The organism is Diaphorobacter sp. HDW4A (genome assembly GCF_011305995.1).
GTDB lineage: Bacteria > Pseudomonadota > Gammaproteobacteria > Burkholderiales > Burkholderiaceae_C > Diaphorobacter_A.
The window spans coordinates 4,048,334-4,069,572 of record NZ_CP049910.1 but is presented as its reverse complement, the minus strand read 5'-3'; the positions used below and the strand labels follow the sequence as shown (position 1 = coordinate 4,069,572).

The 21,239-nt window shown below is 61.8% G+C and carries 16 protein-coding genes and 1 pseudogene; 11 read left to right on the top strand and 6 right to left on the bottom strand.

The features are described 5' to 3' along the window. Positions 1-781: 781 nt before the first annotated feature. From G7047_RS18635 to G7047_RS18620, 4 genes are all read left to right on the top strand, one after another. Positions 782-2,005, top strand: a complete 1,224-nt coding sequence (locus G7047_RS18635) for a TolC family outer membrane protein (RefSeq protein ID WP_240939176.1) — start codon at positions 782-784, stop codon at positions 2,003-2,005. A 103-nt stretch (positions 2,006-2,108) separates the two neighbouring features. Next, the gene (locus G7047_RS18630; protein ID WP_166308687.1) at positions 2,109-4,226 is read left to right on the top strand and encodes a type I secretion system permease/ATPase; all 2,118 of its coding nucleotides are present in this window, start codon (positions 2,109-2,111) and stop codon (positions 4,224-4,226) included. A 106-nt stretch (positions 4,227-4,332) separates the two neighbouring features. Beyond that, on the top strand, positions 4,333-5,574 hold the full coding sequence (locus G7047_RS18625) for an HlyD family type I secretion periplasmic adaptor subunit (RefSeq protein ID WP_240939175.1): 1,242 nt from the start codon (positions 4,333-4,335) through the stop codon (positions 5,572-5,574). Between the two features lie 346 nt (positions 5,575-5,920). After that, a complete protein-coding gene (locus G7047_RS18620; protein ID WP_166308684.1) occupies positions 5,921-6,523 on the top strand; it encodes a flavin reductase family protein in 603 nt (200 codons plus the stop codon). Positions 6,524-6,534: 11 nt separating this feature from the next. Here G7047_RS18620 and G7047_RS18615 read toward each other — a convergent pair whose 3' ends face one another. From G7047_RS18615 to alkB, 4 genes are all read right to left on the bottom strand, one after another. Then, a complete protein-coding gene (locus G7047_RS18615; RefSeq protein WP_166308681.1) occupies positions 6,535-6,909 on the bottom strand; it encodes a ribbon-helix-helix domain-containing protein in 375 nt (124 codons plus the stop codon). A 145-nt stretch (positions 6,910-7,054) separates the two neighbouring features. Further along, a complete protein-coding gene (locus G7047_RS18610; RefSeq protein ID WP_166308678.1) occupies positions 7,055-7,636 on the bottom strand; it encodes a DJ-1/PfpI family protein in 582 nt (193 codons plus the stop codon). Positions 7,637-7,757: 121 nt separating this feature from the next. Next, positions 7,758-8,126 carry a response regulator gene (locus G7047_RS18605; protein ID WP_166308675.1) on the bottom strand — a complete coding sequence of 123 codons (369 nt, stop codon included), beginning with the start codon at positions 8,124-8,126 and terminating at the stop codon, positions 7,758-7,760. 130 nt (positions 8,127-8,256) lie between these two features. Further along, positions 8,257-8,907: a DNA oxidative demethylase AlkB gene (gene alkB, locus G7047_RS18600; protein ID WP_166308672.1), complete on the bottom strand. Its 651-nt coding sequence runs from the start codon at positions 8,905-8,907 to the stop codon at positions 8,257-8,259. 115 nt (positions 8,908-9,022) lie between these two features. Between alkB and G7047_RS18595 the strand changes: the two genes are divergently transcribed. Together G7047_RS18595 and G7047_RS18590 are read left to right on the top strand one after the other, a co-directional pair. After that, positions 9,023-10,189 carry an acetyl-CoA acetyltransferase gene (locus G7047_RS18595; protein WP_166308669.1) on the top strand — a complete coding sequence of 389 codons (1,167 nt, stop codon included), beginning with the start codon at positions 9,023-9,025 and terminating at the stop codon, positions 10,187-10,189. Then, on the top strand, positions 10,186-11,712 hold the full coding sequence (locus G7047_RS18590; protein WP_166308666.1) for an AMP-binding protein: 1,527 nt from the start codon (positions 10,186-10,188) through the stop codon (positions 11,710-11,712). The genes G7047_RS18595 and G7047_RS18590 overlap by 4 nt, the downstream gene beginning before the upstream one ends. A gap of 26 nt (positions 11,713-11,738) precedes the next feature. On the opposite strand, the gene G7047_RS18585 is transcribed toward G7047_RS18590, so the two are convergent. Together G7047_RS18585 and G7047_RS18580 are read right to left on the bottom strand one after the other, a co-directional pair. Further along, positions 11,739-12,641, bottom strand: a complete 903-nt coding sequence (locus tag G7047_RS18585) for a response regulator transcription factor (RefSeq protein WP_205904652.1) — start codon at positions 12,639-12,641, stop codon at positions 11,739-11,741. Continuing rightward, positions 12,625-16,009 (bottom strand): annotated as a pseudogene (locus G7047_RS18580) (ATP-binding protein). Before G7047_RS18580 ends, G7047_RS18585 begins: the two are co-directional and overlap by 17 nt. A 211-nt stretch (positions 16,010-16,220) precedes the next feature. On the opposite strand from G7047_RS18580, the gene urtA reads away from it, so the two are divergent. From urtA to urtE, 5 genes are all read left to right on the top strand, one after another. Further along, positions 16,221-17,483, top strand: a complete 1,263-nt coding sequence (gene urtA, locus G7047_RS18575; RefSeq protein WP_166308664.1) for an urea ABC transporter substrate-binding protein — start codon at positions 16,221-16,223, stop codon at positions 17,481-17,483. 106 nt (positions 17,484-17,589) lie between these two features. Continuing rightward, a complete protein-coding gene (gene urtB / locus G7047_RS18570; protein ID WP_166308661.1) occupies positions 17,590-18,504 on the top strand; it encodes an urea ABC transporter permease subunit UrtB in 915 nt (304 codons plus the stop codon). 39 nt (positions 18,505-18,543) lie between these two features. Then, positions 18,544-19,728 (top strand): urea ABC transporter permease subunit UrtC, encoded by a 1,185-nt coding sequence (urtC, locus tag G7047_RS18565; protein ID WP_166308658.1) that lies wholly within the window; start codon positions 18,544-18,546, stop codon positions 19,726-19,728. 12 nt (positions 19,729-19,740) lie between these two features. Then, on the top strand, positions 19,741-20,484 hold the full coding sequence (urtD, locus tag G7047_RS18560) for an urea ABC transporter ATP-binding protein UrtD (protein WP_166308655.1): 744 nt from the start codon (positions 19,741-19,743) through the stop codon (positions 20,482-20,484). Positions 20,485-20,511: 27 nt separating this feature from the next. Beyond that, positions 20,512-21,201 (top strand): urea ABC transporter ATP-binding subunit UrtE, encoded by a 690-nt coding sequence (urtE, locus tag G7047_RS18555; protein WP_166312144.1) that lies wholly within the window; start codon positions 20,512-20,514, stop codon positions 21,199-21,201. The last annotated feature ends 38 nt before the right edge of the window (positions 21,202-21,239 follow it).

The window sequence follows — 21,239 nt, the reverse complement described above, 5'->3', positions numbered from 1 at the left end:
TTTCAGTTGATTACCTGCTTGCGGAAATGCACCTTTTGTTCTTGAGCAAAAGGTGCATTTTTGTGCGTATGAAAATATTTTTGTTGACCAATGCGAGTGTCGGTGATTAATCAAATTTGATATTTGCTATCCGGCATCTTGATTTTTTTGAATAACATCAATATGTTCAAGGCGCCAGAGTGGATGAGTTGGAGGTGGTGGAGTGTCCCGCAGTTTTGGGTGAAAGGTGATTTACATGAGCTTCCAGCTGTTGCCTATTGAATTGCTATGGATTTGTCAGATCGCAGAGCCTGATACTGCCTTGGGGAACATAATTTTTGGTTGTGTTTGAATCGTCGCTGTGCATCTGATTTTCATTTTTTTGAGAAAGGTGCGCATTTGTGATTTTAGGCGTGTTGAATGCATGTTGGAATATTTGCATGCATTAATAAAGCAAATATCCGAGGGTATGAAAATTAGATCCAAACATTTGATCGAGTCCAAAGGCGCTCAGCCTTTCAGACGACAAGAGGTGAGGTGGCTTAATGCTATGGGGGTTATATTGGCGCTATCCCCTGTGCTCCCCATCACGTATTCATCGGCTTTTGCACAAGCCGACACGAGCGCGAGTGCGCCCAATTCATTTGCGCGTATAGACGAGCCAGAGGGCAGCGTTCCTGCGGTGAGTTCGCCCATTCCCAATGAGAACCGGAAATTGGCGCCCTCCAGTCTCGCGACCGAAGTTGACGCTCCCGCGCCTCGGCCCTTGACAAAGGATCGCATGCCGGCGGGCGTTTTGCCCATGGCGCGAGCGGTCCAACTGGCGGTGCAGCAGCATCCTTCGATCACGGATGCCGTAGCGACACTTGCGCAGCAGACGGCAGGGGTGGATTACGCCAAGGCAGGGTACTACCCGCAGATACGTGCAGGCATGGGCACCGGCACCAGCAACTCGTCGAGCACGGGTGGAGGTAATTTGCTGGCGTCGTTGTCGGCGTCGCAAATGCTGTACGACTTCGGCAAGGTCGACAGCCAGGTCGGCCGCAGTCAGGCGCTGGTCCGGCGCCAACAGGCCACGGTCATCAAGCAGATCGATGTGATATCGCGCAGCACCGCAGAGGCGGTGTTGATGGTGCATCGATTTCAGGCGTTGACCGATACTGCGCAGACGCAGGTCGACGCGGTGGAGAAAGTGCTGGAACTGGCCGAGTTGCGTGCGAATGCAGGTCTCAGCACCAAGGCAGACCCGATCCAGGCGCGCGCCCGAGTGCAAGGTGCACGCGCCAATCTGGGACAGATGTCTTCCGAACTCGCGCAATGGCGACAGAAGTTACGCACCTTCGTCGGTGAGGTCGGCGCGCGCACGGTGTCGGTGTTGCCGGGCCTTCAGGACGATACGCTCTGGATGAGCGGTACGCCCGACTTCCAAATGCTTCCCGAGGTACTGATCGTTCAGGCGGAGCGGCAAGCCGCCAAGGCTCAGCTCGTCAACACGCGCGCCTCGAAGTGGCCGACGATCACGCTTGATGCCACAGGGAACAAAGCGGTCAAGGGCATCAATCCGAATACCTACGAGAGACATGGCATGTACCACTCGCTGCAGGTCAATCTGTCCGTTCCGCTCTATCAGGGCGGAGCGGCGGATGCGCAGATCAGTGCCGCCGCCGCCGAAGAGGCCGCCACCCGCGAGCGCATCGAAACCGCGCTGCTTCAGGCGGGCGATCAGTCGCGCGCATGGAAGGAACTGGCGTTGGGCGGGCAGGCCCGTCTGGCCGATGTGGAGCATCGCAAGCAGAGCATTCTGTCGGTGCGCGACCTGTATCGCGAGCAGTACCAGCTGGGCACGCGCTCGATTCTGGATCTGCTGAACGCCGAACAGGAGATCCACCAGGCGGATGCCGATGCGCAGGGTCTCACGCACGACCTGTGGCAATACCGTCTCGAGTACCTCGCTGCAACGGGACGCCTGCGCGAATTTTTCGGGTTGAACAACAAGATCGTCCAGGGCATGGAACTGCTGCCGTGATTTTTGGGGCACGCACCAATGCAATGGATGCGTGCCCCCGAAACCTCATAACTACATGACGTGGCGCGTGCCGTTGGTGGCTGTAGCCAGGAGTTGAATAGAGATGGAATTGCCTAAACAGTACACGGCGTGGCTCGATGCCATGCTGATGGTCGGTCGCCACTACGGCATAGGGGCGTCAGCTGAAAATGCACGTGTGGCGCTGGCGTGGGAGAGCGGAACGTCGCTGGATACGCTGCTTGAGATCATGGCCCGCCAGATGGGCCTGAGTCTGCGGCTCTCGGGGTTCGACAACTCGCTGCTCGACTCTTGGCGTCTGCCGATTGCGGTGGAGCTCACCGATGGCCGCGTCGGCGTGATCCGCACGGTCAATGCCAAGAACAAGGTCGGCATCACGTTCAGCGGCGAGCAGGGCGTCGAATCCGCCATGGACGGCGCGGAGCTCAAGAAGCTCGTCGTGCGCGCCGCGCTGCTGCGCCCACTCGCTGATGTGCCCGATGCGCGTGTCGACGAGTACATCAAGCCGTGGAAGCCGAGCTGGTTCTGGAAGATCGCGCTCGCGGACTGGCACCGTTATGGCGAGGTCGTGCTGGCCTCGCTCGTGGCCAACGTGCTTGCATTGTCGGGAATGATGTTTTCGATGCAGGTCTATGACCGCGTTGTGCCCTCGCAGTCGGAATCCACGCTCTGGGTGCTGTTCGGCGGCGTTATGTTGGCCATTGCGTTCGAGTTTCTGATGCGGCTGTGTCGAACCTACATCATCGACATTCTCGGCAAGCGTGCCGACCTGCAGATCTCCGAGACGGTCTTCGGCCGTGCGCTGCGGCTACGCTATGACGCGCGGCCCAAGTCGACCGGTAGCTTCATTGCGCAGATCCGCGAGATCGATCAGGTGCGCGAGTTGCTGACGTCGACAACCATCGGCGCCGCGGCGGACATTCCGTTCTTCTTCCTGTTCCTTGGCGTGCTGTGGTTGATCGGCGGCCAACTGGTCTGGATTCCGCTGGCCGCGCTGCCGCTGCTGCTGTTGCCCGGGCTGCTGGCCCAGCGGCCGCTGGCACGCCTTGCCAACGCCGGCATGCGTGAATCGGCGCTGCGCAACGCGATGTTGGTGGAGGCTGTGCAAGGACTCGACGACATCAAGTCGCTACGCGCCGAGCCGCGTTTCCAGAACCGCTGGAACCATGTGAACATGGTGTCGGCCGACATTGGCATGCGCCAGCGCTTTCTGACCAATACGCTGATGACCTGGACGCAAGAAATTCAAGGCGTCATCTACGCCGTGGTGTTGCTGGTCGGCTGCTATTTTGTGATGAAGGGCGACATGACGACCGGTGCGCTGGTCGGCAGCTCGATCCTGTCCTCGCGCATGGTCTCCCCCATGGCGCAAATTTCCAGCCTGCTTGCGCGCTGGCAACAAGCCAAGGTGGCACGTGAAGGCCTGAACAAGCTCATGGAGCGTCCGGTGGACGTTCCGGATGACGCGCGCCGTGTGCATGTTGCACATGTCAATGGCAACTACCGCACGACCGGCGTGCGCTTTCAGTACTCCGAAGAAGCCAAGCGCCCCGCGCTGGAATTGCCCAACCTGCGCGTGCAGCCCGGCGAGAAGATCGCCGTGCTTGGCCGCATGGGGGCGGGCAAGTCGACGTTGCTGCAGCTTTTTGCAGGCATGTACAAGCCGAGTGCAGGGAGTATCAGTCTCGACGGACTCGATCTGGCGCTCATCGATCCACAGGACGTGCGCCGTGACGTAGGTCTGCTCGCGCAGAACTTCAATCTGTTCTACGGCACGATCCGCGAGAACCTCGTGCTCGGACGCCCTATGGCAACCGATCAAGAGCTTCTGGAGGCGTTGCGCATGTCGGGCGGTCTGGCTTTGGTTCAGGGACGACCCGAAGGTCTGGACGAGATGATCCAGGAAGGCGGCCTTGGCCTGTCCGGCGGACAGCGTCAGGCGTTGCTGCTGGCGCGCACCATCGTGCGCCAGCCATCGGTGCTGCTGCTCGACGAGCCCACAGCCCATTTCGACGAGGTGACCGAGCATCAGGTGATCGAATCACTGACGCCGTGGCTGGCCCCGCGTACCTTGATCGTGGCGACCCATCGCATGCAGGTGCTGCAGTGGGTGGACCGCATCATCATTCTGGACAACGGTCGCGTGGTGATGGACGGACCGAAAAAGCATGTGTTGGGAGAGTTGACAAATGGCAAGGCATGACGCGATGAACGCGAATGAAAGGCCCGAGCCCATGCTGTCCGGGCAAACCCACTCTCAGTCTGCACTGGGAAGTTCTGATCTTGCTGCGGGGACGGCGAAGAATGTGATGCCCCAGAAAACGACGGTGAACGTCAAGCGCGTGGGCGGTGGTCCGGGTGGTGGCTCAATGATGCGCAAGATGCCCCCGTTGCCGGTGAACTCGCCGAGCAAGCGTGTGGGGTTGCCACTACCGTTTCTGATCGTCTGGATATTGGCGCTGCTGGTCGCGGCGTTCGCCATATGGGCCAGCGAGTTCGAGCTTTCCGAAGTGTCGACCGGCACGGGCAAGGTGATTCCTTCATCGCGCGAGCAGATCATCCAGTCGCTCGAAGGCGGTATTCTGGTCGAGCTCAAGGTCAAGGAGGGTGATATTGTCGAAGCGGGCGAGGTGCTGGCGCAGCTCGACCGTACCAAGAGCGAGGCCACAGTGCAGGAAAGCGCCGTGCGCATGCGTGCATCGCAGGCGACCTCGGCGCGTCTCTATGCGGAAGTGAACGGCACGCCGCTGAAGTTTCCTGATGACGTGCGGTCTGATGGCGATCTGGTGCGCACCGAAACCGCGCTCTACGCCTCCCGACGCGAAGGTCTTGCAGGAACGATTGCGGGTCTGCAGGAAGCGTTGATGCTGGTGCGCAAGGAGCTGTCCCTGACCGAGCCGCTGGTCGTGCGCGGCGCTGCGAGCGATGTGGAAGTGCTGCGCCTCAAGCGCCAGGCCAACGATCTCACGACCCGCATGGCAGACGCACGCAGTCAGTATCTGGTGAAGGCGCGCGAGGATCTCGCCAAGGCGAATGCGGAAATCGAATCGCTGCGTCAAGTGACCCGTGGCCGCGCCGATGCGCTGACGCGTTTGACCTTCAATTCGCCGGTGCGCGGCGTAGTCAAGGACATCGCGATCACCACGGTCGGCGGCGTGATTCCGCCCAACGGCAAGCTCATGGAAATCGTGCCGCTGGATGAGAAGCTGCTGGTCGAGGCGCGGATTTCTCCGCGCGACATCGCCTTCATCCACCCCGGTCAAACGGCGACGGTGAAGATCACGGCGTACGACTACTCGATCTATGGCGGCCTGCCCGCCAAGGTGGTGACGATTTCGCCCGATACGATCCAGGACGATGTGAAGCGTGACCAGTACTACTACCGGGTGTTCATCCGCACTGAGGCGGATCATCTCAAGCGCGATGAGAAGGTGTTTCCGATCAGTCCAGGGATGATTGCGTCGGTGGAAATTCTGACCGGCAGCAAGACCGTCATGCAATACCTGATCAAGCCATTCAACAAAGGAAGAGAGGCTTTGCGAGAAAGATGATTTGGTATGCGTAGGCTCATCAACAGATGAGTTCGGAGGTTGAGGGATGCCCGGAGGCTTTTGTCTCTGGGCATTTTTGTTTGGCTTTTTGTTTGTACGAAGCCGTTGGCGTCGGTTGGTGGGTCGTTTGGAAGCGGCAATATAGGCCCTCATGCGTTGTTGCGAAGCCTTGCCGTATGAACCTGCCGTCTGCGGCTTCGACGCCTGGCCTGAGGGCCTGTCTTCCCATTGGGGTGGTTGATCGAGTCTCGCTTGCGCTTCGGTGGCCCGCTACGTCTGGGTCGTTGGGTAATTTGGTCTTGGGTGATACTTTGCGATCTCTGGCTTCTTCTTTTTTGTGATTCCCATGCCGTCTGTTTCCTCGTCATTTGTCCTTCCCGTTGATCTCACCAAGGCCTATCGTCTGCTCAACCATGGGCCGACGGTGCTGGTGTCTGCGCAGCATGCGGGTGAGGTGAATGTGATGGCGGCGGCTTGGGCTTGTGCTTTGGATTTCTCGCCCGGCAAGCTCACGGTGGTGATCGACAAGGCGACGCGCACGCGGGCGCTGGTGGAGCGGAGTGGGGAGTTCGTGATTCAGGTGCCTACCGTTGCACAGGCCCAGCTGGTGCACCATGTGGGGACACACAGTGCACTGACCGATTCGGGCAAGCTTGAACGTGCGGGCGTGGAGTGGCTCGAATTGCCGGGGTTCGATCTGCCGTTGGTGGCTGGGTGCTCCGCGTGGATGGCCTGCAGGCTCATCAGCGAGCCGCACAATCAGTCGACGTATGACCTGTTCATCGGCGAGATCGTCGGGGCGTGGGCCGATTCACGGGTGTTTCGTGATGGGCACTGGCTGTTCGAGAACGCTCCCGATGAGCTGCGCAGCCTGCATTACATCGCAGGCGGGCACTTCTACGCGATTGGTGATGCGGTCGATGTGGATGTGGAGTCGACCAAGGGCTGAAGACAGCCAGTTCAGCCAGCGCGTCGCAGGGCGTGTGTCACAGGCGTTTCACGTTCCGTGTCCAGTACCTGCTGCGCGTTGAGGCTGCGGATCGGGATCGAGCAGTCCTGCGGAATGCCGCCTGCGAGTTGCAGGGCGAGGTAGCGGCCACAGCACACGCGCAGGAACGAGGTGAAGTTTTCCACGCTGCCGTGGGCCTCCTGCAGTTCGTCGTGCAGGCGTGCGCAGAGCTGGGGCACGCTCATCCCGTCGCGCGTGGCGATTTCCTCGAGCACCTTCCAGAACAGGTTTTCAAGGCGGATGCTGGTCACCACGCCGTGCAGTCGCACCGAGCGCGCCCGGCTGGCGTAGAGATTGGGGTCCGCGCTGATGAATACCTCGCACATAGCATGTCTCCTTTGAACTCTTGGGGGTGAAAGGGCCACCGCATTGTGCATTCATTCATCCATCACACGAATGACAGCACCCGCGAAAGGCCTTGAATTGGGCCTTGCGGGTGAGCCGGCTAGCGTTGTGCCGAGCTTGCCAGTGTCAGTTCTGGATGCGTGTGCCGAGTAGGGCAAGAAATTGCGCGATCCAGTCGGGGTGCGCGGGCCAGGCGGGGGCCGAGACCAGATTGCCGTCAGTGTGGGCCTTGTCGATGGCGATGTCGGCATAAGTGCCGCCGGCCAGTTCCACTTCAACACGGCAGGCGGGGTAGGCCGAGCAGGTGCGGCCCTTGAGTACCCCCGCGCCCGCGAGCAACTGCGCGCCATGGCAGACGGCGGCCACCGGCTTGTTGGCGTCGAAGAAATGGCGCACGGCCGCGACCACGGCGGGGTAGGTGCGCAGGTATTCGGGGCCGCGACCGCCCGGGATGACGAGTGCGTCGTAGTCTTCTGCCTTCACGGCGCTGAAAGTCGCATTGAGCGTGAAGTGGTGGCCAGGCTTTTCGCTGTAGGTCTGTGCACCCTCGAAGTCGTGGATTGCCGTCTTGATGCTGTCGCCGGCCGTCTTGTCTGGGCACACGGCGTGCACGGTGTGGCCCACGGCCAGCAGTGCCTGGAAGGGCACCATGGTCTCGTAGTCCTCGCAGTAGTCGCCGCAAATCATCAGAATCTTCTTGCCTGCCATGTGTGTCTCCTGTTTGATGTGGGAAGGGCTCCCCGCATTGTTGACAGGCTTGGGCACGCGCGGGTGTTATCCGCTTACTACATGTAGGCAGGAAGGGGCGATGTTGCGCGTGGGTTGTTGTTCAGTGCGGGCTGCTGAGCGCGTCCTGCACCGACTTCACCGTGGATTCCAGTTCGTCGATGCCAAACGGTTTGACGAGCGCGCGTATGTTTGGGCCGCCCAGGTCGCGGATGTGCTCATCGAGCTGGTAGCCGCTGCACAGCACTATCCAGCGCGTGACGTCAGCGCCGAGCAGGCGGGCGCTCAACTCCAGCCCGGAGATGCCGGGTAGCGAGACGTCGGTGATCACCAGATCAAAGGGCTTGAGTGCATCCAATTCCAGCGCTTCCTCAGCACTCGCGCACGGGCTTACCTCTCGGTCATCACCCTGCAGAAGCAGGGTGATGGATTCTCTGAGCTGGTCATTGTCTTCGACGTATAGAACGCGCACGCAGATCCTTTTTTAGGGAAAACGAAAAGGGCGGAAACCGCTTGAAATCCTAGCCAGTTGCCGACAGCCGACCAACCCGCTCGGCCATAGCCCTACATCGCAAGGGGAGACGTCGGGGCAGCGTTTGGCGTCAGGCCGCCTTGCGCATGGTGATGTTGAATCGATACATCCTTCGATCCAATGCATCTTGCGTCACCGGCCTTACACCATGAAAACGCAGCCGATCCACGCCGCCCCAGAGCAGCACGTCGCCATGCGACAAGGCCATTGTGCGATACGGATCTGCGCGCCGGTTTCCACCCCATAGAAATACGGCGGGCAGGCCGAGCGATACCGAAATGATGGGCACGCCGAAGTCGCGCTCGTCACGGTCCTGATGCAGCGACAGCCGTGCGCCGGGCGCGTAGCGGTTGATGAGGCAGGCATCGGGCGCGCTGCTCGCTGCAAAGCCTGCGGCCTGCTTGGCACGCTCTGCGAGATCGAGCCAGCGCTTGGGAATCTTTGGCCACGGCTGGCCACTCAGCGGGTCGGCGCTTGCGTAGCGATAGCCATGCAGGTCGCTCACCCAACCGAGATCGCCGCAACTGCTGGTCGCCACCGACATGGATTTGCCGCCTGGAGTGATCATGTGCCGAAACGGCGCACGAGAGGTGATCGCGGCGATGTCGGCGAGCAATGCATCGGCTTCGCCCAGCGCGAAGCCCCTGAGCAGCACGGCCTCTTCGCCGAGGCGCAAGGGCTTGGGCGCATGGGGATCGTCAGCGAAGAGATCGGCGGTCATGAACGGCGTCAGTGGAAGAATTAAGCGTAAACCCTAGTGTAGTTGCGCGACTGTACGCTGGCTGTGCGGCTTCGTACCATGATTGCATGGAACAACCCCTATCAAGGAGACGGACATGGGTGTAGCAATCGTGGGTTGGGCGCATCTGCCCTTTGGCAAGCTCGACGGCCTGTCGCTTCAGCAGCTGATCACCCAGTCGGCGTCTGAGGCCATGGCGCATGCGGGCATCGACGGGCAGGCGGTGGACGGCATCTGGCTCGGCAATCTCAACGGCGGTTTTGCGCCTGACATCTTTGCATCGTCGTTGGCATTGCAGGCCGACCCGGCCCTGCGCTGGAAGCCCGCCACGCGACTGGAAAACGCCTGCGCATCGGGCTCGGCCGCCGTGTATGCGGCGTGTGACGCCATTGAGGCTGGACGTGCGCGCGTTGCATTGGTTGTCGGTGCCGAGAAGATGACGGCGGTGAGCGGCGCGGAGGTCACGCGCATTCTGGGCGACTGCGGCTACTCGGGCGAGGTGCAGCCGGGCGATGGCGGCTTCCCCGGCATCTTCGGCAAGATTGCACAGCAGTACTTTGCGCGCCATGGTGACCACAGCGCGGCGCTCGCGCGCATCGCGGCCAAGAACCATGCGAACGGCGCGCTCAACCCATGGGCTCACATGCGACGCGATCTGGGCTTCGAGTTCTGCAACACCGTCTCTGACAAAAACCCGATGATCGCGGCGCCGCTGCGCAAGACCGATTGCTCGCTGGTCTCGGACGGCGCAGCCGCGCTGATTCTCGCAAGCGACGACGCGCTGGCAGACTTTCCGCGCGCCGTGCGCTTTCGCTCGCGCGCCCAGGTCAACGATTACCTGCCGATGCAGGGGCGAGACGTTGTGCAATTCGAAGGCCCGCGCCGCACATGGCAGCAGTCGCTCCAGCATGCGAATGTGGGCGTGAACGACCTCTCGTTCGCCGAGGTGCATGACTGCTTCACCATCGCCGAGCTGCTCACCTACGAGGCCATGGGACTGGCGCAGGAAGGGCAGGGCCATCGACTGCTGGAGGACGGTACGGTGATGCGCAATGGCCGCCTGCCGGTCAACGCGTCCGGGGGTCTCAAGGCCAAGGGCCACCCCATCGGCGCGACCGGTGTGTCCATGCATGTGCTGTCCGCTATGCAGCTCATGGGCGAGGCGGGCGACATCCAGGTGCGCGATCCCGAACTCGGCGCGGTGTTCAACATGGGCGGTTCGGCGGTCGCCAATTACGTGAGCATTCTGGAGCGCGCGCGATGAACATCTCGCAGCTGCTCCATCGCACGGCACTCGCGCATAGAGAACGCCCCGCCGTTTTTGCCGGAACGCAGCTGGTCTGCGACTACCGCACGCTCGCGGACCGCGTGGCGCGCATCGCAGGCCATTTGCGCGAGAGCTGCGGCGTGCGGTCCGGTGACCGCGTTGCCATCTTTTCCGCCAACTGCCCGCAGTATCTTGAGGCGCTGCACGCCATCCACTGGGCCGGTGCGATCTCGGTGCCGGTGAACTACAAGCTGCACAGCAAGGAGCTGGCCTACGTGCTCGAGAACTCCGGTGCGCGTGTGGTCTGCGTGTCGCCCGAGCTGCACGATTCGGCGCTGGATGCGGGCGCGGCGGCCTACGATCTGTTGGTCTTCGGCAGCGCGGCGTGGCAAGCCGCAGTGAACGACGGAAACCCGCTTGCGATGGAGGACAAACGTCCCGATGACGTGGCCTCGCTGTTCTACACATCCGGTACTACGGGCAGGCCGAAGGGCGTGATGCAGACGCACCGCAACCTGCTCGCCACGACCATGGCCTACTTCACCGATGTGGACGATGTGCAGATGCATGACGCCATGGTCTACGCCGCGCCCATGTCGCACGGTGCGGGCCTCTACAACTACGCACACATGCTGCGCGGCGCAAAGCATGTGGTGCCCGTGTCGGGCGGCTTTGATCCGGCCGAACTCGTGGAGCTGGCAGCATCCATCGGTCACCTGAGCCTGTTCGCTGCGCCCACCATGGTGCACCGTCTCGTTGATCACATCCGCCGCTCGAGGGCGGATGTGGATGGATTCAAGACCATCGTCTACGGAGGTGGTCCGATGTATGTGGAAGACCTGCGCAACGCGCTCGACACCATGGGCCAGAAGTTCGTGCAGATCTACGGCCAGGGCGAATGCCCGATGACCATCACCGCACTCGCGCGTGAGCAGATCGCGGACGCAGCGCATCCGCGCTGGGCCGAGCGCATCGCCTCAGTCGGCAAGGCGCATGCCAGTGTCGAGGTGCGCGTGGTCGATACGGATGACCGTCAAGTGCCGGTCGGCGAACTGGGTGAGGTGATCGTGCGCGGCGATGCAGTGATGGCGGGCTACTGGGCGAATGAGGCCGCCACGCACAGCACGCTGCGCAACGGCTGGCTGCACACGGGCGATGTGGCGAGCATGGATGCCGACGGCTTTCTCACGCTGCGTGATCGCTCCAAGGACGTGATCATCTCGGGCGGCTCCAACATCTATCCGCGTGAGGTCGAAGAGGTGTTGCTGCTGCATCCGCAGATCAGCGAGGTGGCGGTCGTTGGCCAGCGCGATGCGGACTGGGGAGAGGTGGTCATCGCCTTCCTCGTCACGGGTGAAGGTGCGCGGCCTGATGATGCCGAGCTCGATGCACTGTGTCTCGATCACATCGCACGTTTCAAGCGGCCCAAGTCCTATCGCTTTGTCGATGCTTTGCCCAAGAACAGCTACGGCAAGGTGCTCAAGACTGAGCTGCGCAACTGGCTCGTCAAGGCTGACTGAGCGATCAGCGCCGCATGCCACGTTGCTCATGCCACTGCACCGCTTGCGAGCGCGGCGGCGGCGGATCGCGTCTCCACGCCGAGCTTCTCGAAGATGTGCTCAAGGTGCTTGCTCACCGTGCGCGGGCTCATGCTGAGGATCTCGGAGATGTCTCGGTTGGTCTTGCCCTTGGCCAGCCACGACAGAACCTCGGTCTCGCGCGGAGTGAGCCGTGCATCGGCGAGGCGGTCATTGCGCTGCGGCTCCGGGGTCTGCGACAGTAGCAGCATGGTCTCTCCGAGCGCCGCGCATCCCAGATTGCGGATGCACAGCGGCCTGCCGTCGTCACCGGTCACATGCAGCACATCGTCCTTGGTGAGCACATGGTGAATTGCATCGGGCAACGCAGCGTCTGAATGACTGCGTGGCAGTGTCGCAAGCCAGCCTTGAGCGAGCGGCGACACCCAGGCGATGCGACCCTGTGCATCGACGATCAACGAGCCCGTTCCCGCCACATCCACCGCGTCGCGCACCATGCGCGAGATGCGTGCGTTGCGCGCATGCGTGGTCAGGCGCGCGAGGATTTCGGCCTCGCGCACCGGCTTGACGACATAGTCCACGCCGCCGCTGTCGAAGCCCGCGACGATGTTCTCGGTTTCGGCCAGGCCCGTCATGAAGATCACCGGAATGTGTGCCCATGCGGGCTCGGCCTTGATGCGCCGGCAGGTCTCGAAGCCCGACGCGCCGGGCATCACGCCGTCGAGCAGGATGGCATCGGGAATCACATAGGCCAGTCGCTGGATCGCGCTTTCCCCGTCAGTCGCGACGAGCACGGTGTAGCCATGCAGATCCAACGTGTCGCAGAGCAGGGCGAGGGTATCGGGTGCATCGTCGACAACGAGGATCACGCCCTTTTCATGAGGCATGTGAAGATCAGTGTTCGGTGGCATGGTCTCTCTCGTCTCTCAACAGCGCCAGCACGGCATCGAGCTCGAAGCGCGTGAGCATGTCGCTTAAGGTTTGCAGCAGCGCGGCATGCTCGGGATGTGCGGACGCAAGCCGTGCCGCCGCGCGCTGCGCGCCGCGTGCATGACCTATCTGCAGCAGCTGCAGCAGTTCTTGTTTCGCCTCGTCGGGCAGATCGGAGGCATCTGCTACTCGGCCGCGCGGTGTGGCCAGCAAGGGCAGCGGGGACGCGACCCATTCGAGGCTCAGCACGCGCTCGAGCGCGGCCAAGAGCTCGCTTTCCATGACCGGCTTGCCGATGAAGCCCTGACAGCCGAACTCCGCCAGACGTTCCGGCTGGTTCTCGAACACGTTGGCGGAGACGATGAGAATCGGCATATCCACATGGCCGCGCTGGCGCAGCGTGCGCGCGGTGTCCCAGCCGTCGAGATCGTCGTCCATGTTGATGTCCATGAGGATGGCGGACGGCTTGTGATCGCGCAGCGTCTCGAGGCATTCGGTGCCGCTCGCTGCCTCGCGGATCTTGAAGCCCAGTGGCAGCAACAGGCCGGCGAGCATCTGGCGCTGCAACGGTTGATCGTCGACGAGCAAGAGCGAATGCCCGCGCACCGATGTAGCCCGTCATCAGCCCGCGGTGGCGCACCGGTTTCTGCGGCGCGGTGATGCGCGCCAGATGCATGCGCACCGAGAACGTGCTGCCCGCAGGCGACGATTGTGCAAGCGTGAGTTCGCCGCCCATCAGCGTAGTGAGCAGCCCTGTGATGGTGAGGCCAAGGCCTGTTCCCGGCTCGCCCGAACGGCGTCCAGCTGTGCCGCGCTCGAATGGCATGAAGATGCGCGAGCGGTCCTGCGGCGCTACACCGCAGCCGGTGTCAATCACGTCGAAGCGCAGCACTTCGCGGCGCGCATCGACATGCAGCGTGACGCAGCCGTGCTTGGTGTAGCGCACCGCGTTGCCGAGCAGGTTGATGAGAATCTGCTTGAGCCGCTTGGCGTCCGCGCGCGTCCATGGCGGCAGCGTGCCCGCAACGGTGTATTCAAACGCCACGCCCTTGCTTTGTGCCTGCGGCCGGAACATGTGGACGATCTCTTCAAGAAATGCGGGCAGGTCGATCGGTGCGGGTTCGAGCTGCAAACGGCCGGCCTCGATGCGCGCGAGATCGAGCAGACCGTCTATCAGGCTCAGCATGTGCTCGCCGCTTTGGTAGATGGTGCCAAGGGCTTTGCGCGGATTGACGCTTGTGGAATCTTCCTTGAGCAGAATCTGCGAGTAGCCGAGGATGCTGTTGAGCGGTGTGCGCAGCTCATGCGTGATGCCGGCCACATAGCGTGTCTTGGCCTGATTGGCGGACTCTGCGGATTCCTTGGCGGCTTGCAGCGCCGCATCGGTCTTGCGGTGTGCGGCGATCTCTTCGGTGAGCAGCAGGTTGTGGCGGTTCGATTCGTCCTGCGCGAGCACGCGGCTTTCGCTGGCCAGAACGATCCACCAGGCGCTCACCACAGCCACCAGCGACAGCAGCGCAAACACCTTGAGAAACGGTGCCATCAGCAGCGCTGGACTCGATCCCGCGACGATCTCTTGCGTATAGATGATGCCGATGACCGACGCGAGCATCGCGACCAGCGCGGAGGCCACAAGCAGATAGTGCGCGACGCGGAAATTGAGCTTCTGCGCGATGCGCGTGGGCAGCCAGCGGTGCACCCAGTCGCTGATCTGTTCGGATGCGCGCGAGCCCGTCTTGCAGCCATCGCGGCAGCGCGATTCGAGCGTGCAGCACAGCGAGCAGATCGGCGCGCCGTAGATGGGACACCAGGCCATGTCCTCTGATTCGAAGCTGTTGTCGCAGACCGAGCAGCGCACGGCCTCGCCCGGCTGCCAATGGGGCCGCTCCTTGCGCGCCAGGTAGTACTTGCCTCTAGTGATCCACGCGATCAGCGGCGCGGTCACAAGCGCTACGGCGAGTGCAAGAAACGACGAGAAGGCCTCCATCGTGGGGCCCATCCAACCCGAATACGCAGCCACGCCAAGCAGGGCCGCGACTACGGTAGACACCAGTCCCACAGGATTCAGGTCGTAGAGATGCGCGCGCTTGAATTCGATGGAACGCGGGCTCAGGCCGAGCGGCTTGTTGATGACGAGGTCGGCCACCAGAGCGCCAACCCACGCAATCGCGATGTTGCTGTAGAAGCCCAGCACATGCTCGAGTGCGCCGAAGACGCCCAGCGTCATCAGCAGCACGGCGATCAGCACGTTGAACACCAGCCACACCACGCGCCCCGGATGGCTGTGCGTGAGCCGCGCGAAGAAGTTGGACCATGCGAGCGAGCCCGCATACGCGTTGGTCAGATTGATTTTGAGCTGGCAGATCACGATGAACAGCGTGGTGACGGCGATCACCCAGGCGGGATGGCTCAACACATACGAGAAGCCCACTGTGTACATGTGGGTGGGTTCCATCGCGTGCGCGGTCGGTATCTCGTGCTGCAGCGCGACGAAGGCGAGGAACGCGCCGCCCAGCATCTTGAGCATGCCGGGAACGATCCAGCCCGGCCCGGCCACGAGCACCGTGGTCCACCAGCACAGGCGGTTCTGAGGCGTTTTCTCGGGCAAAAAGCGCAGGTAGTCCACCTGCTCGCCGATCTGCACGACCATCGAGAAAGCGATGGTCGTGCCGACGCCGAACATCAACGGATCGAACGCATTGCTGCCCGAGACGCTGCCTACCAGCGAGCCGAATTCGCCATACAGATGCGGAGCCTTGAGCGCAATGGCGATGAAGGGCAGAGCGAACAGCAACAGCCACACCGGCTGCGTCCACAGCTGCAGCGCCGAGATCAGCGTGACCCCGCGCATCACGAGTGGAATGATGACCAGCGATGAGGCGAGATAGAGCGCGGGCAGCGGCCAGTCGAGATACAGCCTGAGTGCGAGCGCGAGGATGGCCGCCTCCAGCGCGAAGAAGATGAAGGTGAAGCTCGCGTAGATCAGCGAGGTGATGGTCGAGCCCAGGTAGCCGAAGCCCGCGCCGCGCGTGAGCAGGTCCACATCCACGCCGTAGCGAGCCGCGTAGTACGAGATCGGCAGGCCGGTGAGAAAGATGATGATGCCCACCACCAGAATGCTCCACAGCGCGTTCTCGAAGCCATAGCGCAGCGCCAGCGTGGCGCCGATGGCCTCGAGCGCGAGAAACGAGGTCGCGCCGAACGCGGCATTGCCCACGCGGAATGCGGACCACTTGCGGAAGCTGCGCGGCGTGTAGCGCAGCGCGTAGTCCTCCAGCGTTTCGTTGGCGACCCAGGCGTTGTAGTCACGCCGGACACGAATGATGGACTGATTCGCCGTTTGCGACATGGCTGTCTGGTGTTGGTCTGATGCGCCATCGACGCAAGGAATGCGCCAGACCCGCACGCACGGCATGCGCAGCCGCATACGTCATTTGACGTATTCGCCAAACCAAGGGCAATCCCTAGAGTGACAACACCGGCTCACACCAGAGGGCTGAGAGGGGCGGCACCAAAGCGGTGCCGCATGTGCGCATCCGTTCACTACTTTGGAGCATTCGATGTCTCAACACGCTGACGACTTCTACATCATCAATATCGGTCGCCGCCGCCTGATTCAGGGTGCTGCCGCTTTGCCCGCCATGGGCCTGTCGGGCATGGTGCTGGCCCAGCAGTTCCCCACGGCCAAGGTGAACACGACCAAGCTCGCCGTCACGGACAGCGAAGTGGTGGTCGGCCAGCTGCACTCGGCCAGTGGCACGATGGCGATTTCGGAAACGGGTTCGATTCAGGCCGAGCAGCTCGCCATCGACCAGATCAATGCCGCCGGCGGCATCCTTGGCCGCAAGATCCGCGTGATCAAGGAAGACGGCGCATCCGACTGGCCGACCTTCGCCGAAAAGAGCAAGAAGCTGCTCGTCAACGACCGCGTGGCCGCCGTGTTCGGCTGCTGGACCAGCGCCTCGCGCAAGGCAGTGCTGCCGGTGTTCGAGAAGGAAAACGGACTGCTCTACTACCCCACTTTCTACGAAGGTCTGGAGCAGAGCAAGAACGTGATCTACACCGGCCAGGAGGCCACGCAGCAGATCATCTACGGCCTCGACTGGGGTGCTAAGGAGAAGAAGGCCAAGACCTACTTCCTGATCGGTTCGGACTACATCTGGCCGCGCACGTCGATGAAGATTGCGCGCAAGCACATCGAGCAGGTCGCCAAGATCGGCAAGGTGGTGGGCGAGGAGTACTACCCGCTTGGCCACACCAACTTCAATTCGTTGATCAACAAGATCAAGCTCGCCAAGCCGGATTGCATTTTTGCCGCCGTGGTGGGCGGATCGAACGTGGCCTTCTACAAGCAGCTCAAGGCCGCAGGCATCACGGGCGACAAGCAGTTCCTGCTGACCCTGTCGGTGACCGAGGACGAGATGACCGGCGTGGGCGGCGAGAACTTCAACGGTTTCTACTCGTCGATGAAATATTTCCAGACGCTCGACAACGACAACAACAAGAAGTTCGTCGAAGCCTTCAAGGCCAAGTACGGCAAGGACGGCGTGATCGGTGACGTGACGCAGGCGGCCTATCTCGGCCCGTGGCTGTGGAAGGCGGCGGTCGAGAAAGCGGGTAGTTTCGATGTGGACAAGGTGGTCGCCGCATCGCCGGGCATCGAGCTCAAGAGCGCGCCCGAAGGCTACGTGAAGGTCGACCCGAACCATCACCTATGGAGCAAGTCGCGCATCGCGCAGGGCCAACTCAACGGCACATTCAAGGTGGTCGCCGAATCGCCAGAACTCATCAAACCCGATCCATTCCCCAAGGGCTACCAGTGATCTGAATCACTGACGAGGAAATCGCAGCACCGTGCGCATGACGCGCGTGCATGTCGCCGATGCCGCGATCTTCCGAACAACGAAAGCCAGGCAGAAAGACCACCACATGACCTTCTCAGACATGCTCAACATCGGCCTGATGCAAGGCTTTGCGGGCCTGTCCCTGTTCGCAGTGCTGCTGCTCATGGGACTGGGCCTTGCCATCATCTTCGGGCAGATGGGCGTCATCAACATGGCGCATGGCGAGTTCATGGCGATCGGTGCCTACACCGTCTACATGATGTCGCAGCTCACCGAACGGTGGTCGCCCGAATCGATGGCGTACTACTTTCCGTTCGCCATCGTGCTGGCCTTCGTCTTCGCCTTCATGCTGGGCTGGATCATGGAGTGGGCGCTGATCCGCCACCTCTACGCGCGGCCGCTCGATACGCTGCTTGCCACCTGGGGCGTGAGCCTCGGGTTGCAGCAGTGCTTTCGCACGTTCATCAATCCCAAGGAGGTGAGCCCGACGCTGCCCGAGTGGCTCATGGGATCGTGGTCACCCGCCGAAGGACTCGACATTCCGATCAACGGTCTCTTCGTGCTCTCGCTGACCATCGTCGTGTCGCTCGGCGTGTTGCTTGCGTTGCACCGAAGCCGCTGGGGCCTTCGGGTGCGCGCCACGGTGAGCAACCGCACCATGGCCAACGCCACCGGCATCGACACCAAGAAGACCGACCGCCTGACCTTCGCCATCGGCTGCGGCATTGCTGGCATCGCGGGCGCGGCGTTCACGACCATCGGTTCGACGGGTCCCACATCCGGCCAGCTCTACATCGTCGACTCGTTCCTTGTGGTCACCTTCGGCGGTGCGGCGAGTTTGCTCGGCACCGTGGTCTCGGCCTTCAGCATTGCGCAGACCCAGTCGATCACCGAGTTCTTCATGACCGGCTCCATGGCCAAGGTGCTCACGCTGTCGCTGATCGTGCTGATCCTGATGGTGCGTCCGCAAGGGCTGTTCGCATCCAAGGTGCGACGTTGAACCCGCGTTGATTTTCACGATAAGAACGGATGAACTGACATGGACTCCATCAAAGCCCTGATCCAACGCTACCAGCTCGCGAGTCTGGTGATTCTCACCGTGCTGCTGGCCGTGGTGCTGCCGCTCACGCTCGACATTTTCCGCCTCAACATGGTGGGCAAATATCTTTGCTACGCCTTCGTTGCGGTTGGCCTCGTGATGGTCTGGGGCTACGGCGGCGTGCTGAGCCTTGGGCAGGGCGTTTTCTTCGGCCTCGGCGGCTATGCGATGGCAATGTTTCTCAAGCTCGAAGCGTCCGATCCCGAGAGCACCAAGATCCAGTCCACGCCCGGCATTCCCGACTTCATGGATTGGAACCAGCTCACCGAACTGCCGCTGCTTTGGTTGCCATTCAAGAGCCTGCCGCTCGCGCTGATCGCGGTGGTGTTGGTGCCCGTGGCGCTGGCCTGGCTCATCAGCTTCGCGATGTTCAAGCGCCGCGTGGGCGGTGTGTATTTTGCGATCATCACGCAGGCCGTGGCGCTGATCGTCACCGTGCTCATCATTGGTCAACAGGGCTACACCGGCGGCGTGAACGGCATGACGGATCTGAGGACGCTGCTCGGCTGGGACACCCGCACCGACAGCGCCAAGTACATCCTCTACTACGTCTGCGTGGCGCTGTTGGTCGCATCGATCGTGCTGTGCCGCTGGATCCAGACGAGCAAGCTCGGCACGCTGCTGCTCGCCATGCGCGACAAGGAAGACCGCGTGCGCTTCTCGGGCTACGACGTGGCCAACTTCAAGGTCTTCACCTTCTGCCTGGCGGCCGCGCTCTCGGGTATCGGTGGTGCGCTGTTCACGTTGCAGGTGGGCTTCATGTCGCCTACTTTCGTTGGCATCGTTCCGTCCATCGAGATGGTGATTTACGCGGCGGTCGGTGGTCGCATGAGCCTCGTCGGCGCGGTCTATGGAACGCTGCTGGTGAATGCGGGTAAGACGATTTTTTCAGAGAGCTTCCCCGACCTGTGGCTGTTCCTCATGGCGGCGCTGTTCATCGGCGTGACCATGGCGTTTCCGATGGGTCTGGCGGGTTTGTGGGAAGAAAAGATCAAGCCGCATTTCAAGAAATTGAAGGAGGAGAAAAAGATCACCAAGGAACGTGTGGCTGCAGCGCAGGCCGCGTATCCCGACCCGATTGCGCCGCGTGGCGCCGACTCCAAGATCAGCAGTCAGGGCGCATAAGGAGCAAGACCCATGAGCAATACCGACTTCGCACTCGCGGTGGAAGACCTCACCGTGTCGTTCGACGGCTTCAAGGCCATCGACAGTCTGAACCTCTACATTGACCGTAACGAGCTGCGCGTGATCATCGGGCCGAACGGCGCGGGCAAGACCACGCTGCTCGATCTGATCTGCGGAAAGACCAAGGCGAGCAAGGGCAGCATCAAGTTCCAGAACCAGGAGCTGACGGGCATGCCCGAATACAAGCGCGTGCGCCAGGGCATTGGCCGCAAGTTCCAGACGCCGTCGATCTACGAGAACCTCTCGGTGTTCAAGAACCTCGAGGTGTCGTATCCCTCAGGCCGCACGGTATGGGGCGCGCTCGGCTTTCAGTGCACCGATGAAGTGCTGGCCTGCGTGGAGGCGGTGGCGCGCGAAATCGGCCTCGCGGATCGCATGGAGACCGAGGCAGGGCTGCTCAGTCATGGCCAGAAGCAGTGGCTGGAGATCGGTATGTTGTTGATGCAGGAGCCCGAGTTGTTGATGCTCGACGAGCCCATCGCGGGCATGAGTGCCAAGGAGCGCGAGCTCACCGCCGATCTGCTCAAGCGCATCTGCAAGAACCGCTCGGTGATCGTGATCGAGCACGACATGGAGTTCGTCAAGCAGATTGCGCACAAGGTCACGGTAATGCACCAGGGAAAGATTCTCGCGGAGGGGTCGATGGAGAAGGTGCAGTCCGATCCCAAGGTCATCGACGTCTATCTGGGCCATTGAAGGAGGGATGAAGACATGAGCAATGCAATGTTGAAGGTCGATGACCTGCATGTAGCCTACGGACAGAGCGAGGCGCTGCACGGCATCTCGTTCGAAGGCCGACCCAACGAGACCATCGCCATCATGGGCCGCAACGGAATGGGCAAGACCACGCTGTTCAAGGCGCTGATGGGCGTGCTGCCGACCAAGAGCGGCAAGGTCCATGTCGGCGAGAGCGATGTGACGCGCGACGAGAGCTTTCGCCGCGTCGCCAAGGGCATCGCCTACGTGCCGCAGGGCCGTATGATTTTTCCGACGCTGACGGTGGAGGAGAACATCAAGACGGGTCTTGAGAACAGCAAGAACCGCTCGGTGCCTGACGAGATCTATGCGCTGTTTCCAGTGCTGTTCGACATGAAGCGTCGCAAGGGCGGCAACCTCTCGGGCGGTCAGCAGCAGCAACTCGCGATTGCGCGCGCGCTGGTCACTAATCCCAAGGTGTTGCTGCTCGACGAGCCCACGGAAGGCATCCAGCCTTCGATCATCAAGGACATCGCCAAGGCGCTCAACGAGATCCGCAAGATGCGCGGCATCACCATCGTGGTGTCGGAGCAGGTGCTGTCGTTCGCGATGGATGTGGCCGACCGGCTGTTCGTGATCGAAGGCGGCCGCCTGGTGCACGAGACGGCGCGCGAGCACACCAATGAGGCGCACATCAAAGCCTATCTGTCGGTCTGACTTTTCATCTTCCATTCCCGCTTTTCAACAGGAGTCAT

Bases quoted from the DNA above. Each gene is read 5' to 3' on its own strand.
- G7047_RS18635 (WP_240939176.1), top strand. From the start codon at position 782: ATGGCGCGAGCGGTCCAACTGGCGGTGCAGCAGCATCCTTCGATCACG.
- G7047_RS18625 (WP_240939175.1), top strand. From the start codon at position 4,333: ATGCCCCAGAAAACGACGGTGAACGTCAAGCGCGTGGGCGGTGGTCCG.
- G7047_RS18595 (WP_166308669.1), top strand. From the start codon at position 9,023: ATGGGTGTAGCAATCGTGGGTTGGGCGCATCTGCCCTTTGGCAAGCTC.
- alkB (WP_166308672.1), bottom strand. From the start codon at position 8,907: ATGACCGCCGATCTCTTCGCTGACGATCCCCATGCGCCCAAGCCCTTG.
- urtD (WP_166308655.1), top strand. From the start codon at position 19,741: ATGAGCAATACCGACTTCGCACTCGCGGTGGAAGACCTCACCGTGTCG.
- urtB (WP_166308661.1), top strand. From the start codon at position 17,590: ATGACCTTCTCAGACATGCTCAACATCGGCCTGATGCAAGGCTTTGCG.
- urtA (WP_166308664.1), top strand. From the start codon at position 16,221: ATGTCTCAACACGCTGACGACTTCTACATCATCAATATCGGTCGCCGC.
- G7047_RS18615 (WP_166308681.1), bottom strand. From the start codon at position 6,909: ATGTGCGAGGTATTCATCAGCGCGGACCCCAATCTCTACGCCAGCCGG.
- G7047_RS18590 (WP_166308666.1), top strand. From the start codon at position 10,186: ATGAACATCTCGCAGCTGCTCCATCGCACGGCACTCGCGCATAGAGAA.
- urtE (WP_166312144.1), top strand. From the start codon at position 20,512: ATGTTGAAGGTCGATGACCTGCATGTAGCCTACGGACAGAGCGAGGCG.
- G7047_RS18610 (WP_166308678.1), bottom strand. From the start codon at position 7,636: ATGGCAGGCAAGAAGATTCTGATGATTTGCGGCGACTACTGCGAGGAC.
- G7047_RS18630 (WP_166308687.1), top strand. From the start codon at position 2,109: ATGGAATTGCCTAAACAGTACACGGCGTGGCTCGATGCCATGCTGATG.
- urtC (WP_166308658.1), top strand. From the start codon at position 18,544: ATGGACTCCATCAAAGCCCTGATCCAACGCTACCAGCTCGCGAGTCTG.
- G7047_RS18620 (WP_166308684.1), top strand. From the start codon at position 5,921: ATGCCGTCTGTTTCCTCGTCATTTGTCCTTCCCGTTGATCTCACCAAG.
- G7047_RS18585 (WP_205904652.1), bottom strand. From the start codon at position 12,641: ATGCCACCGAACACTGATCTTCACATGCCTCATGAAAAGGGCGTGATC.